The sequence below is a fragment of the Mucilaginibacter sabulilitoris genome (assembly GCF_034262375.1).
GTDB lineage: Bacteria > Bacteroidota > Bacteroidia > Sphingobacteriales > Sphingobacteriaceae > Mucilaginibacter > Mucilaginibacter sabulilitoris.
Genome location: NZ_CP139558.1, coordinates 2,603,195 through 2,617,678, shown reverse-complemented (window position 1 = coordinate 2,617,678; position 14,484 = coordinate 2,603,195). Strand labels below are relative to the sequence as shown.

The 14,484-nt window shown below is 43.3% G+C and carries 10 protein-coding genes; 2 read left to right on the top strand and 8 right to left on the bottom strand.

From position 1 onward, the window contains the following. Positions 1-52: 52 nt before the first annotated feature. The 8 genes from SNE25_RS11285 to SNE25_RS11250 all read right to left on the bottom strand — a co-directional run bounded on the left by SNE25_RS11285 (position 53) and on the right by SNE25_RS11250 (position 12,005). Complete coding sequence (locus tag SNE25_RS11285; protein ID WP_321565207.1) at positions 53-1,159, bottom strand: serine hydrolase domain-containing protein; 1,107 nt, start codon at positions 1,157-1,159, stop codon at positions 53-55. Further along, positions 1,159-2,394, bottom strand: coding sequence for an L-fucose:H+ symporter permease (fucP, locus tag SNE25_RS11280; RefSeq protein WP_321565206.1), 1,236 nt, complete (start codon positions 2,392-2,394; stop codon positions 1,159-1,161). The genes SNE25_RS11285 and fucP overlap by 1 nt, the downstream gene beginning before the upstream one ends. Further along, a complete protein-coding gene (locus tag SNE25_RS11275; RefSeq protein WP_321565205.1) occupies positions 2,391-3,332 on the bottom strand; it encodes an ROK family protein in 942 nt (313 codons plus the stop codon). The genes fucP and SNE25_RS11275 overlap by 4 nt, the downstream gene beginning before the upstream one ends. A 12-nt stretch (positions 3,333-3,344) precedes the next feature. Next, positions 3,345-5,243, bottom strand: coding sequence for a glycoside hydrolase family 97 protein (locus SNE25_RS11270; RefSeq protein WP_321565204.1), 1,899 nt, complete (start codon positions 5,241-5,243; stop codon positions 3,345-3,347). Beyond that, the gene (locus tag SNE25_RS11265; RefSeq protein WP_321565203.1) at positions 5,244-6,497 is read right to left on the bottom strand and encodes a glycoside hydrolase family 88 protein; all 1,254 of its coding nucleotides are present in this window, start codon (positions 6,495-6,497) and stop codon (positions 5,244-5,246) included. It abuts the gene before it with no gap. Positions 6,498-7,133: 636 nt separating this feature from the next. Continuing rightward, positions 7,134-9,146 carry an alpha-L-arabinofuranosidase C-terminal domain-containing protein gene (locus SNE25_RS11260; RefSeq protein WP_321565202.1) on the bottom strand — a complete coding sequence of 671 codons (2,013 nt, stop codon included), beginning with the start codon at positions 9,144-9,146 and terminating at the stop codon, positions 7,134-7,136. A gap of 511 nt (positions 9,147-9,657) precedes the next feature. Beyond that, a complete protein-coding gene (locus tag SNE25_RS11255) occupies positions 9,658-11,220 on the bottom strand; it encodes an outer membrane beta-barrel family protein (protein WP_321565201.1) in 1,563 nt (520 codons plus the stop codon). Positions 11,221-11,309: 89 nt separating this feature from the next. After that, positions 11,310-12,005: a TonB-dependent receptor gene (locus SNE25_RS11250; RefSeq protein ID WP_321565200.1), complete on the bottom strand. Its 696-nt coding sequence runs from the start codon at positions 12,003-12,005 to the stop codon at positions 11,310-11,312. A gap of 110 nt (positions 12,006-12,115) precedes the next feature. Here SNE25_RS11250 and SNE25_RS11245 point away from each other — a divergent pair, with 110 nt between their 5' ends. Beyond that, the gene (locus SNE25_RS11245; protein WP_321565199.1) at positions 12,116-13,714 is read left to right on the top strand and encodes a histidine kinase; all 1,599 of its coding nucleotides are present in this window, start codon (positions 12,116-12,118) and stop codon (positions 13,712-13,714) included. Next, complete coding sequence (locus SNE25_RS11240; RefSeq protein WP_321565198.1) at positions 13,711-14,409, top strand: LytR/AlgR family response regulator transcription factor; 699 nt, start codon at positions 13,711-13,713, stop codon at positions 14,407-14,409. Before SNE25_RS11245 ends, SNE25_RS11240 begins: the two co-directional genes overlap by 4 nt. The last annotated feature ends 75 nt before the right edge of the window (positions 14,410-14,484 follow it).

Sequence of the window (14,484 nt, the reverse complement as noted above, 5' to 3'; positions counted from 1 at the left end):
GAGTTACCCCCCCCCGGATGTAATAACCGCTAAATATTTTACATTTCTCATTTTAAGGTTTATGCTGATGTCTTATGGTCGGGCTGGAGGTTTCCAGTATATTTCTTACCAGCAGTGGTAATACCGGACTGGATAAAAATGGATTAAAGCCGTTTTTCATTTCTGCAACACGGGCCAGAAAAAAGCCATAAACATGATATTTTTTATCTATCCAAGGGTATGCACCGGCCCAACTTGGACTGCTGATGAGCACCGGATTTCCTTTGTTGTCCACTTCCTCGCGCCACTCACCTAAACCATAAATATCTCTGCGAAATGTCGCGCGTACCTTTTCAACAAATTCACCCGGAGATACTTTTGCTTCACCAACCTGATTGGCCTGCATTTCTTGTATCGATTTTTCAGATAATATATACTTCCCTTCAAACATCCCATCATGACTGATCATGTTCAGGAAATTAGCATAATCCTGTAATCCCGTCCTCGCTCCACCGCCCAGCATGGGGCTTTGCCCATCAACATCGCTCACCGGGGTAAAATGAGTTAATTTCATCTTTAAGGGTTGGGCTATCTTTTCCTGAAATATGGTTTCCCAATCTTTTCCGGTTGCCAGTTCGGCCATACGACCGGCTACCTGCATAGCCAGACCGCCATATTTAAATTTTGTTCCCGGTAAAGTATCTGCTGGTAAATCCACAATATGAGCAACTGATTCTTTTAGTGTTTGATAATTATCTACATGACTACCTGCAGACTGATAATCAGGATAACCAGCCGTATGTGACAATAATTGACGCAATGTCGCCTTGCCCTTGACATCCTTAAACTCGGGCAGCCACTTGTTCACCTGATCATCCCAGGAAAGTTTACCTTCATCAACTACAGCCGCAATGGTTGCCGCTGCCAGCCACTTGCCGGCTGATGCAATATAAGCAACTGCGTCGGGTGTAAAACTCCCAAAATATTTCTGATGTATGACCTGCCCGTTTTTAACTACAATAACAGATGCTCCTTTATAGTAACCGCTATCCACCCAACTGGTAATTTTTATGTCCAGTCTGGAAAAATCATATACAGGTTTAACAATGACCTGTTGCGCCCAGGCAAACTGACAACTTAAAATCAGACTTAAGCTTAATATGTAAAATGGGAACCGCATCAGTGCTTCACTTTATAAAACTTAGCGCCAAACAAAAAGATTACCACGTAACAAACAATTGGCAGGTAATAGGCTTTGGCCACATCATGGTTTGCTATTTGCCCCATCAGCAGCGGGAAGAATGCACCGCCAACTACTCCCATAGAAATAAATGAAGACGCCTGTTGGGTATGTCCACCCATATTTTTCAGACCCAAACTAAATATGGTCGGGAACATGATACTGAAGAAAAAGTTGATCATCATTAAGGCGGCATATGACGTCCATCCCCAGCTCTGGGCAACAATAACACACATAACTACGCTTCCTAAAGCAAATGTGGCTAATAATTTATTAGGAGCTATAAACCTCATGAGATAAGTACCTGTAAAACGTCCCGTAGCCATCATGGCCATAAAAACGCTCATATACCCACCGGCAGTTTCGTTACTAAAGCCCATCACATCGTGCCCATAATTAATAAAATAGGCCCAGGTTCCTCCTTGTGCTGCTACGTTAAAAAACTGGGCCACTACTGCCCATACAAAGTGCTTATGCCCATATAGTTTTTTTGTTGGTGCAACATCTACATTTATGGCATCGGCGTCATCCGTTTTTGATAGGGCAACATGCGGATCTGTTAACACCGGAACTTTTAAAAACAGAAAAGCGACAGCTATGCATACAATTACACAACCAATGCCAACATATAACGATTTGACAGAGGCCAGATCGGTAGAGTGTTCACCTGCGGTACGCAGCAGAAAATATGAGCCAAGCGCCGGGCCAATGATAGTGCCTACCGCATTAAATGACTGCGAAAAGTTGATACGCTGATCACTGGTTCGCTGATCACCTAAAGATGCTGCAAAAGGGTGTGCTACGGTTTCGAGCGTAGCCATACCGCAGCCCAGAATGAACAATGCTATTCGAAAAAAGCTAAACGAAGCCGCATTTGCCGCAGGCACAAATAAAAAAGTACCGGTAGCAAAAAGGATCAGGCCCAAAATAACCCCTGGTTTATAACCAAACTTTTTTAAGAAATACCCGGCCGGGATACTCATGACAAAATAGGCGCCAAAAACAGATAGCTGTATCAGTCCCGATTGCGATTTGGAAACGCTCAATACATTCTGGAAATGTTTGTTCAACACATCGCTCATGGAATGGAGCAATCCCCACATTAAAAAAAGAGAGGTGACGAAAACAAAGGTCACGATAAATTTCTTCTCGGTAAATGCTGGTTTATTGATCATCGGGTTTTATTTTTTGCTGAAGCCATAGTTTGACCAAATGGTTTGAAAAGATCAGCAGCTCCAAAGAGTGCTGCATGCTCTCCCATCTGTGCCAGTTCTATTTTTATTTCATTTAAACAATTCTTTAAGAATGGTAAAAAAAGATCAGCAGCCAGCGCGATGTTTCCGCATAAGATCAAACAATCCGGAGATATCTTATGGATATGGGGTTTCAGGAAATTGCTCAGGTTTTCGGCGAATTCTTCAAATACCTGTTTAGCTACCGGATCCTTATCAATAGCGATGGAAGCAAGTTTCTTTACATTTTCAATTACTTTACCAGATAGTTCATAATATCGTCTTACCAATCCTCTTGTTGATAAATAATCATCGGCAATAGTTTCTTTAAACGGCAAACTGCCTAAATTTAAGTCCCAGGTTTCCCGATCTATAAAATGGGCTGAACCAAAACCTGTTCCAAGGGTAACGCCAATTACATTACTATATTCCTTTCCTGCGCCCACTATACATTCACCTGCTATAGTTGCCTCCGCGTCGTTTCTGAATTTAATGTGGTTATGATGAATTTGCAGCGCATGAGCCAGGTAGTATTTAATGTTAGCGCCATAAATGGATTCATATTTATTGAGGCCTTTGATATAGGAGATTCCATTTTCATAGTCAAAAGGCCCCGGTATAGCCAGGGACAAACCCGATATATGAACGCTGGTTTTTTCCCGCACCTGCTTTAATACATTACTCCAGGCTAATAAAATATCTTCTGCGGAACCCTGGCTATTGATGTCAATCCTGACCTGACTTTGTTCCATGATCGTATTGGTTTTATAATTACAAACCGCAGCAGTTATATGTGAACCACCGATGTCAACACTTAAAATATAAGGAGTAAATATATTTTTAATCGGCATCTCAAAATTCTCTTTTACTTTAAAATCCATTGTTGAGCATTCCTATTTAATTTCTTCCAGGTATATAGCCTCACCTCCCGACGGCTGCAGACGCGTGATTAAAACCGTTTTATCAGTGACGATACGGCTGGTTACATGCACATGAGTGCTTGTAGCGATTTGAGGATCATCGCTATATATTTTAGCTGAATATCTTTTGCCCGGTGCTAAAAATGTAAGCGCCACTTGAAGCGATCTTGCCTCATTATTAGTGATGCTTCCTACAAACCATGTTGTTCCTTTCCGCCTCGCAGTGGTAATATACTCGCCTGGCTTACCCTGTATCACCCTTGTTTCATCCCAGGTGGTGGGGATTTTGCTCCAGAACGCCAGTTCGGGCTCCTGATGGTATTGCGATGGGCTATCGTACCAAAATAAGGTTTGAATGGGGCTGTAATAAATAGCAGCCAGGGCCAATTGATGGGCATGAGTGGTTTTTATCCTGCTATCGAAATAGCAAATCGTATAATCAGCTGGGCCAGCTATGTACCGGGTAAAGGGCAAAATAGTATTGTGTGTTGCATCCGGCATTTCTTCGTTACCGCGGATACCTTCGGCCGTCATCAGGTTTGGCCAGGTACGCTGTTCGCCGGTAAGGCGCCAGTCATCATGAATATTAACCATCATCTGACTGGCTGCTGCCTGTTGTATAGCCTTTTCTACCCAGGTAGTCCACCGGTGTGACCCTACCTGTACAAAACCAAACTTGACTCCTTTTACTCCCCATTTACTATATACCGAAAACAGGCTGTCGCTTTGAGCCAGCAGCGCCTGCTGGTTAACATAAAGCCAAACCCCTATACCTTTATCTTTACCATATTGAATAATACCTGGTAAATCAAAATCAGGAATGGCAACCTTTGTGGCATCAGAATTAAAGCTGAAAGCCGGTCCATACCATTTCCAGTCAAATAATATATACTGTAGGTTTTGCCGGGCAGCAAAATCTATATTAGCTTTTGCCGCCGCAGTGGTTTGCGTCATCACACGTATAATTTTGCCTGGCTTTATCCAATCGGTATTACCGGGTATTTTGCTTTGCTCATTCAGATTAAGTATCAAATAATCATGCTCAATCAAATCACCAGGTTTTTCAGCCACCATAATTACCCGCCAGGGGGTATATACTGGCGATATCAGTTGAGCTTCGCCAAACGTTGATGTCATAATGGTATTGAGCTTAGTGGTGCTTAACTTAAATTTGGTACGGGCATAATCTACCATTTGCGCTTCGGCGAGCGTTGCAAACAAACCGTTTGGCAACTCTAACGTTAAGGGGCGTTCGCTTTCTCCGGGCCAGTTAACTAACGGTAGTTTATAATAAGGTGCCTGCGCCCAGTTGGCAAACCAGGCTTGTGTGCCTGCGGGCAAGCTAAATTCTGTATTTTCTGCGGTTATATTATAATAGGTTCCCTTTACATTTTCCGGGAAGAAGTAGCGTATTGCCACACCTTCATTATAAACCCGAAGCTGCACATGCATCACATATATCGGGTTATCGTCTTTTATCAATGTGATATCTGTTTCATTATAGTGATCCCTTATTTGGCTGCTTTCGCCATTTACCGGCTTCCAGATGGTATCATGAGTTACTGTTTTGATCCCCTTTATCTCCAGGTTCTCACACCAGTCTTTATGCTGATCTATTTTTAAGGCCATTGCCTTTTCTGAAAGCTGGTTATCCATCTGTATACCCAGGGCCGATTCTTTTATTACATCCTTACCCTTATAACTCACTTCGTAATACATCATTCTTTTATGATCACTAAATGATTTTTGATAAAATTTAAGTGTGAGGTTTTGATCTGGTGACTGTAAATTAATAGAAGAGCCTTTTACCGTGTTTTGCCCTTTAGCAGCTAAAACGATAAATGAAACGATAACCAATAGAAAATACTTCATTTAACGCGATTTAGGATGATTATAAACTTTTAATTGTTGTAATTTCTGCAGACGCAGTAGAGCTTCCAGGTAATAATAGTCGGCATAAATAATTGATGCATCTATCTCCGTTCCCGCAGGATAATGCCCGGTAGAATGCAGCAAAAAAGCATTGTTAACATTACGACTTTGATATGCAAAGGTAGAAAGCGTTTGCAGCATGGTTTCTGCCTTCTGCCGATAAACCAGGGCCTTCGGTTTATCCTTTATTAAAGTTGATAATTCCAGCAATGCAGAAGCGGTTACACATGCAGCCGAAGCATCTTTAGTTGCATTTGGTATAGCCGGATCATCAAAATCCCAGTAAGGTATCAGATCTGCAGGTAAACGGCTTAAATATACGTCGGCTACTTTTTGTGCAAAATCTAAAAATTCCGATTTCCGGGTTTCGCGGTAGCACATGGTAAAACCATATATAGCCCATGATTGCCCCCTTGCCCACATACTGCTATCCGCATAACCTTGATGGGTCACTCCTTTTATTTTTTTCCCGGTGATCGTATCATACACCACTACATGATAAGAAGTATAATCAGGTCTGAAATGATTATGCATGGTAGTTTCCGCATGTTTAACCGCTATATCATATAAATTCCGGCTGCCCCCATTTTTTGAAGCCCAGAATAACAATTCCAGGTTAATCATATTGTCAATAATGGTATTGTGGGGCCAGTTCATTTTTTTCACCATTCCCGGCCATGATAAAATAGTACCCACCTTCGGGTTAAATAATGTAGCCAATGAATCTGCCGATCTTAGCAACACCTGCTTATATCCCGGATTTTTATTTAACCGGTAACCGTTGCCAAAGCTGTTAAATACCATAAAACCAAGGTCATGATCAAACCCGCTATGCTCCGAAAGCGGCTTTAACTCCTGCGTGAATTTATCTGCAGCTGTTTTCCATTTTTGATCATGAGTACCTTCATATAAATACCATAATATTCCGGGCCAGAAACCACTACACCAATCCTTATAATTTATATAACGCCAGTCTGTTTTGCCTTTATCTATATTACGGGGAAGATTATTACTGCCTGCAGGAGTGGTGTTTAATGTTTTTTGGGCCTGTGCAGCACAATAATTTATATTGGACAGTATCCGCACATTACTTTGTGCATCCGCCTGAAATGCTGCATTTAGCAGGATCACAAAAATTAATGCTATAACCAACCTTATACTATTAGAACAGATTTTCAAATAATTGTCTTTCATAATTTATTATCGTTTCTTCATGCCTTGCAATGTTTCTTCACCTACAATTATTTCATTATCTTAATAAGACGTTGTCTTATAAAAATAAAGGGGTTAATAATTACTAAATTGATTTAATGATATGTGCAAAACATATTTGGAAAATCGCTTATAACTGTGTGTCGAAAGTAGAGCAAAACAACAACTCACAAGGGGGTTTAATGGGTCAAATGGGGGGGATGGTTTAAACAAAAACGGATGAGTTATATACTCACGCCGTTTTTGTTTAGTTAAATATAGTTTTCATTAAAGTGACAGGTATATCATGGCGCAATGCTTTACTGGACCACCTGGCCAGAATCACATGGTAGTTCCGCCTCCTGAATCCAGGCATTTACCGGCGCGATTGATCAATTTATAAGTGCCATTGGCTGTGCTCCTACAAGAATGGATTAATGTTTCAAATCCTAACTGGTCTTACCCTCCACTGATTGGACCATAATCGCCACCACCACCTTTGGGCCATATATTAGTAGCGTACTGGCCGCTACAGGTTGTTGCGGTACAATGAATAAAATCTTCCAGTTGTTACTGAATAACTCATATTTAATTAACACATACAAACTTAGGTTAATGCTCTAACAAGACACTTCATGATCACCTTGATTTCATTCTGATTATAATGAGTGAATAGGGTGGCACATCATAGAGAAAAGATCTCTTTACTTCAAAATTCGATGTCTTGGGAACAATATTATCCTGATTTGAGAAAGTATTTTCTGCCCCCGGCGCACCCGTCAGAATGGTATAGTTTGCTTTAGGATTAACCGACCCTAAACCATTTAGATTTACCTTTGCCCGTGTAATTGCAGAACCCGCATTCACCAGTTTGAGAATAAAATCACCTGTTTTGCTATCTTTCACCAAGGATGCCGCCTGTGTTGAATCCCGGCTCCCTTTTTGATCGGGAAATGAAACAATATTTGAATAATAACGATCGCCCTGATTGGTAGAAAACAGCTGCTGCACATAATAGTTAACAGTTGGCGCTACAGCTGTATTAGAAAAATAGATCAGGTTGGGATTCCAGGATGTATGGTTCTGGCGTGCAATAAGCGGAGCGTAAGAGGCCATTTTCACTACATCTCCATTACGTTCAAGACCAGTCATATAAACCGCTTCTGCAAGCGCATTGAACAATTTATTACCCTGGGAAGCGTACTCCCCCAGGTAAACTTTTGATTTTGAACGATCATAAGCATCATAGCGAAGATTATTGCGCAGAAACCATTCGGGTTTTTCATAATAATGCTCATCAACTACAGGCACAGCCAATTGATTGGCAAATTTCCAACCCCGTTCATAATCATCACCCGAAGGCGCAGGGCCAACAGTGCCTATCAATGTAATTTGGGGATATTTGATTCTAACAACATCATAGATCATCTTAAACCGTTCCTTGAATTCGGGTGTTATCTTATCTTCATTTCCTATACCCAAATACTCCAGATTAAATGGTTTTGGATGTCCTGCCGCGGCCCTTTTGGCTCCCCATGTCGATGTAACAGGCCCATTAGCGTATTCAACCAAATCCAAAATATCCTGAATATACCCTTTCATCTCCTCCAAAGGTAACCCCCTTTGTCCGGTTCCGCCTATGCGCCATGTACCACCCGAATTTTGACAGCTTACCGCTGCGGCTAAAACAGGTACGGGTTTAGCTCCGATATCTTCACAAAACTGGAAGTATTCATAATAACCCAAACCTACACTCTGATGGTAATTCCATATATTCCGTTGCTCAATACGTTGCTCAACCGGTCCTATAGTGTTTTTCCAACGATATATATTTCCAAGTCCATCACCATGGACCAGGCAACCTCCAGGAAAACGCATAAACTTAGGTTTCAAATCGGCAATGGCCTGGGCAATATCAGGCCTAAGTCCGTTAGCTCTATTTCTGAAAGTTTTTTGAGGAAAAAGCGATACCATATCCAGGGCCAGTTTTCCTTTAGCTTTGGCAACAATCACCAGGCGGGCGCTGTCATCGCTTTGGTTTACACTAATCGCCGCGGTATATTTTTTCCAATTATTAGTTTGGCCAGCAAAAGTAACCTCGCCATATACTACTCCTTTTTTACCTTGCAGCTTAACCTGAACCGGAATCGATTTGTTAGAAAGCTGCTTTAAAAAAACTGAAAAATCATATTTCTCACCGGCTTTCACTACAATACCATCAAAACCAGAATTGATTAAACCCACCCCTTCCTTGCCTTCTTCTTCCACGTTCAACACCACATAATGCGGATTATTTACGGATATCGGTGATATTGTTTCTACCGAGATCGTTCCATAGCCATATCCCTGAGTGGTGTACTCCCAGGCAGTAAGCGGGTTCCAGCCTTTCCTGTCAGCCGGACTGTATTCAAACGATCTATTTTGTATCAACTCGGCATAAAGACCTCCATCAGCAGCATAACTCAGGTCTTCAAAAAATACCCCAAACAAATCCCGACTAATGGCTTTTCCAGTTAAAGCTTTCTTGCCAGAAGATGAATCTCCGGGAAATATGAGCTGTTTTTTTTGATTGTTACCTCTACCTGAAGTCCAGCTTAGTACCAGCAATACATATACTATTGCACTAAGGGAGTAAATAAGTTGTTTTCTCATTTTAACGGTATCACTTTTTTAAAAGGTGTTATAAGCTATTGTCGCATCCGGCTTTATAAGTTCGGTTCAAAACCACGGCTTACATATACCAATATCGCGTCCCGGACTTTGTTACTACCCGGTCGAAAAGCATTTTTCACCTATGATTGTTTTAACAATACACTCGCATTAATTTGCCTTAGTGCGTTTTGGTTTATTCTATAAATGTACTAACAACAATTATAATTTTTATTAAATATTAAAAAAATTCATGAGATATAATGCGTAAAAAACACACAAATATCTCATAAAATTTCAATACAATAATTGTTTATTTAACAATTATTGTATTGAAACAATGATCTATCAGAATCCAATAGCTGAGAATATGATAGAAAATTGATTTAGTAGTGAACCTATTTTCTACCCACTCACAAATATTAATATTTCATGTAATATTATTTATGCACAAAGGGTACATTGCTTTGCTGTTTCCTTAAGTGCATTTATAAACAAATTGCCTGTTATGTTATCAATCCCGGTTACCGGTTTTGGCTTCGCGTACTGTGGAATTGCCCTTGAATTTATAAACTATACTCAAGCGGTAACGGGCACCATTAAAGCGGCTCATGGTAGAAAATACATACCCCGGCCCCGTGGTTGTGGTGTGGTAACGGCGGGAATCAAAGATGTTGGTTACATCGGCTATAAAAGAAAGCCGGTCAGCAAGCAGGTTTTTACTGATACCGAAGTCAACCCATTGCGTTGCCCGGTTTCGACTCTGCGCGGTTGCCGAAGGGCCGTTGTAATAATACCGTCCCTGGGCGCTCAGCGCTTTACCCAGCTTCCATTGTGCGCTGAACCTTCCTGAGGAAGAACCGCCGGAAAAACCAAAATCAAAGTCACGATAAATCCCCGATTGCCGGAAGTGATACAAGTTAAGATCAGCATTGAGTTGCAGTACATTCGCCGGATTATACATTACATTCAGCTCAAAACCTTGCCGGATCTCACGGGTTATATTAACAGGAAGCGTAATAAACGTACCTTCTGAATTACGAAAGGTGTAATCTGTTATAGGGGCCTCAGAATCCTGAACGTATAGGGACGGGTTAATTGTTAGCGTGCCGCTCCTGTACAGGAACCCGGACTCATAGAGGTTTGAATAGGCAGGGTTCAGATCGGGGTTGCCGGTATTTTGTGCGTTAAGATCCGTCAATTCCATGTAAGGAGAAAGCTGGTAGAGCGATGGGCGACTGATGCGACGGCTGTAATGTACCTGCAATGTTGAAACTGTGCTCAGAGAATAATCCAGGTGCAGTGTCGGGAACAGACGTACATAGTCTTTACGGTTTTGATATTGCCCGTCCCGGCCGGATGTCCGGATGCCGGTGATTTCCAGGCGAACCCCGCCAAGATAGCTGAGCTTTCCTACTTTGCTGCCCAGTTGAGCATACCCGCTTTGGATGCGCTCGCTATAATCCAATCCGTTATTGAGGCCTTTATAGATCAGATAATCGTCTCCGGCCTGCTGTTGGGCAAAGAAATCGTACTGCACATGACGGTTCTCGGTCTTAATACCCAGTTCAAGCAAGGCCTCTTTGCCCATGGGCTGCGCCCAATCCGATTGTACCAGCAGGTCGCGGTTTGCATCCCGGGTATTCGTACGGATGTTTGGATAGCCAAAAGATACTGGATAAATCTTTTGGGTAGCCAGGGCCCAGTCCTTGTTACTGTCCCACCAATCGTATTGAAGGTCAACCGTCCATTTTTGTTTGGCAAGGGAAAACAGCTGGGTATAATTATATTCCAATTGGTTGTAGTTTCGCTGTTCCCATGATTCGCCGTTCCGTTGCAGGGCGCTGTCGGGGGCTATACTGCGATAATCATAGTTCAGTATTGTTTTGTCGTGATCATGTGTCCCGTTCCAGAGATAAGCTGCGGTCATGGTACGCTTATCGTTAATAAAATAATCGGCACCGAGGTAGAGCATCTTTCCGTCGTCATGCCTTTTCTCGTCCTGCCGCATCGTTAAACTGCTTGTGCCGGTAACCTGGTCGGTGGTATAGATTCCCTTGTAATCCGACTTGCGCATACCCAGCGTGGAAAAAAAGTTAAACTTATCCGACTTGTAGTTCAGGCTGGGATTAATTCGGGTATCATTGGGCACCCCTGCTACTACCTTCAGCTGTCCGTTAAATCCGACTTTTTATTTTTTTTCAGAACAATATTAATAATACCTGCACTGCCCGAAGCATCATAACGCGCCGAGGGGCTGGTGATCACTTCGATACGCTCTACCTGGTCGGCTTGCAATTGCTCTAAAGCGTTGCCCTGCGTGAGCCCCGAACGCCGCCCATTCACCAATACTGTAACACCTGTATTGCCTCGTAAACTAACTTCGCCCTGCGGGCTGACAGCAACGGAGGGAATACCGTTCAGCGCATCGCTGACAGAGCCGTTTTGCGAAAGAACATCCTTGCCTACTTCAAACACTTTTTTATCAGGCTGTAATCGCAATGCAAGCTGCTGACCGGAAACCGTTACTTCACTTAGCTGGCGCGCGCGGGGTATCAGCAACAGGGTGCCCAGATCGGTTTCACCTGCGGCAAGGGTTACACTCCGGGTAAGCAACTGGTATCCAACAAAGCTGCAATTCAGCACAAAAACGCCTGCCTTATTTAGCTTTAGTATGAATTTGCCTTTTTCATCGGTCATAGTGCCTAAAGCCGGTTTGCCCTCCGTATTCAGCAGGCTTACTGTGGCATAGGCAACCGGGTGATGTGTATTGCTGTCGGCTAATGTTCCGCTAAGGATCTGGGCTTTAGCACCGGGCCCGTTCAGCCAAATAAAAAGGAAAAGGATCAGGATCGTTCTCATGCCACAAGATTAAAGAGCGACAGCGGGTATGGCTCAAAAAAACATGCGAATGGCACCAGGGGCTTTCCTGCTGCACTAAAAAGTAAAAGGCGATTGCCTACCTTTATCGTATGCAAAAATGGCGTATTTTCCTGTTCCTGCAACTTATTGTTCTTGCCGCCTGCCACCGGGATATCCGGTACGATGCATCGGATGCAGTAATCAGCCAGCCAGATACCGCTTTCACTGCCAGCGTGCAGATTGATCTGCTGGAAAAAAAATTCAGTTCGTCCCTGGGCTTGCAGGTACATAGTTTTGGCGCCTTTGTGGTATACTGGGATGGCATTAGGGTTGGGCAGAATGGGGTGCCGGCTACTACGGGGCAGCCTGAAGTACCGGGCACGGAAACAAGCTATTACCAGATTCCAGATAAACTTTCGGGTCTCGGCAAACATAACGTAATGATCAGGGGCACCCAAAAATACCTACTGGAAACCGAGCGCAACGTGATGGCCAAACCGGAAAGCTATCTGAAAATGCTGCGTCAGCCGCTTATTGAACTATCCCTGGTCAACCTGATGGCAGGTGCCTTTCTTATCGCCGCTATCTACTACACGTTTTTATTTGCCAACAGCAGGCACAAGCAACGTACAACCTTGCTCTTTGCACAGATTTGCTTTCTATTCTTCACCCTGCTGGCCATGGAATACCTGAAATATTATATTGATATTCCCTATACACAGTTTTATACCCGCCTAATCATTGTCGGCTGGCTAACCTTTGCCATAGCCGTTCTCATCCCTGTGTATTTCGCAGTTCATTTTGATGTACCGCACAAGCTGCCGTTTATAGGCATATTGCTTGCTGCTTTGGTATCTATATATATTCTTAAGTACGGCCACTATGACCTGACAGCTCATTTGTACAGTCTGGCGCTATGGATCGCATCGGTATTGATCTTGCTATACGCCTTGATCAAAAAACAGCGGGGAAGCGTATTGGTACTGTGCGGCTTTGCAGTCTCTATGGTCATTAACCAGTATATGTTTTACGATTTCGGCTTGTATATCGCTTTCACGCTGATCCTGCTTTGCATCCTTTACCTGCAAACCCTCGGAGCAAAACAACTGGAGGAAGCGCACCATGCATCGTTACTGTTGTCTTCTCGCCTGCAACTGGAACTTATCAAAAAAAATATTCAGCCACACTTTTTACGTAATACCCTCACCTCCCTTATGGACTGGGTGGAAGAATCGCCTGCGCAGGGTGTTCTGTTCATCCAGGCGCTCTCGCAGGAATTTGACGTGATGAACGAGATCGCCGAACGTTCGCTTATCCCTATCCGGCAGGAGATCAACCTCTGCAGGCATCATTTGTCTGTTATGCAGTTCCGTAAGGAGGTTACGTATATATGGGAAGACGCGGGCATACAGGATGACGAAGTGATACCGCCGGCAATTATTCATACCCTGCTGGAAAATGGCATTACGCATGGTATTCCATCCAATGGCAGCAGCATACGTTTCCTGCTTACATTTTTGCACGCGGATACCCATAAGCAATATACCTTTGAGGTGTTTGCAGAGAACCGCGTAAGAAGCGGGCGCAAAAGCGGCAACGGCTTTCGTTATATTGAAGCGCGTTTAAAAGAAAGCTACGGCGACCGGTGGAACTTTACTTCGGAACCTTTTGCCGGAGGCTGGCGAAGTATAATCCGCATTGACTTATGAAGATTTTGATCATAGAGGACGAGGCGCGGATAGCTAAACGGCTGGCCCGCATGGCCAGGGTATATTTTGAGCAACAACTAACGCTGACCGTGTGTGACACACTGTCCAAAGGCCTGGCATTCATTGAGCATTCGTCCGTTGATGTGCTGTTGCTGGATTTGAACCTGAATGGTGAAGATGGGTTTGAAGTGCTGGAGGCAATGGTAGCCCGGCCATTCCATACCATTATTGTTTCGGCTTATACAGACAAAGCTATTACCGCTTTTTCTTATGGCGTATTAGATTTTGTGCCCAAGCCATTTGACGAGGGCCGGTTGTTCCAGGCTTTCGGACGGCTGAACACCAAAAGCAAAATATCAGACAGTGGGCTAAAATACTTAGCTGTCAGAAAAGGCGGTGTGATCAAAATGATAGAGGCTCTACAACTAAACTACATTAAAGGGGCCGGTATTTACAGCGAACTTCACCTGCAGGACGGAAATCAGGAATTACATAACAAAAGCCTTGACGCGTTGGAACAACTCCTGCCGTCCGGGGAGTTTGTCCGGATCCATCGCTCGTATATCGTTAGCCTGAAACAAGTAAAAAAACTGATGATCGAACCGGGTGGTAAATATGCTGTTCACCTGACAGATGGCCGGTTACTGCCGGTGGGCCGGTCACGGTACAAACAACTGCGCAGCAAAATGATTTGATCAACTTTGTTTATAATAACAGATAAACATTAAATCTGAGAGCGGACATTTGAAGCTCCCTAACCATACAATTCC

What these genes read in the sequence shown, in the direction of transcription:
- SNE25_RS11285 (WP_321565207.1), bottom strand. Translation starts at nt 1,159, where the DNA reads ATGCGGTTCCCATTTTACATATTAAGCTTAAGTCTGATTTTAAGTTGT.
- SNE25_RS11270 (WP_321565204.1), bottom strand. Translation starts at nt 5,243, where the DNA reads ATGAAGTATTTTCTATTGGTTATCGTTTCATTTATCGTTTTAGCTGCT.
- SNE25_RS11275 (WP_321565205.1), bottom strand. Translation starts at nt 3,332, where the DNA reads ATGGATTTTAAAGTAAAAGAGAATTTTGAGATGCCGATTAAAAATATA.
- SNE25_RS11255 (WP_321565201.1), bottom strand. Translation starts at nt 11,220, where the DNA reads ATGCGCAAGTCGGATTACAAGGGAATCTATACCACCGACCAGGTTACC.
- SNE25_RS11240 (WP_321565198.1), top strand. Translation starts at nt 13,711, where the DNA reads ATGAAGATTTTGATCATAGAGGACGAGGCGCGGATAGCTAAACGGCTG.
- SNE25_RS11265 (WP_321565203.1), bottom strand. Translation starts at nt 6,497, where the DNA reads ATGAAAGACAATTATTTGAAAATCTGTTCTAATAGTATAAGGTTGGTT.
- SNE25_RS11245 (WP_321565199.1), top strand. Translation starts at nt 12,116, where the DNA reads ATGCAAAAATGGCGTATTTTCCTGTTCCTGCAACTTATTGTTCTTGCC.
- SNE25_RS11250 (WP_321565200.1), bottom strand. Translation starts at nt 12,005, where the DNA reads ATGAGAACGATCCTGATCCTTTTCCTTTTTATTTGGCTGAACGGGCCC.
- fucP (WP_321565206.1), bottom strand. Translation starts at nt 2,394, where the DNA reads ATGATCAATAAACCAGCATTTACCGAGAAGAAATTTATCGTGACCTTT.
- SNE25_RS11260 (WP_321565202.1), bottom strand. Translation starts at nt 9,146, where the DNA reads ATGAGAAAACAACTTATTTACTCCCTTAGTGCAATAGTATATGTATTG.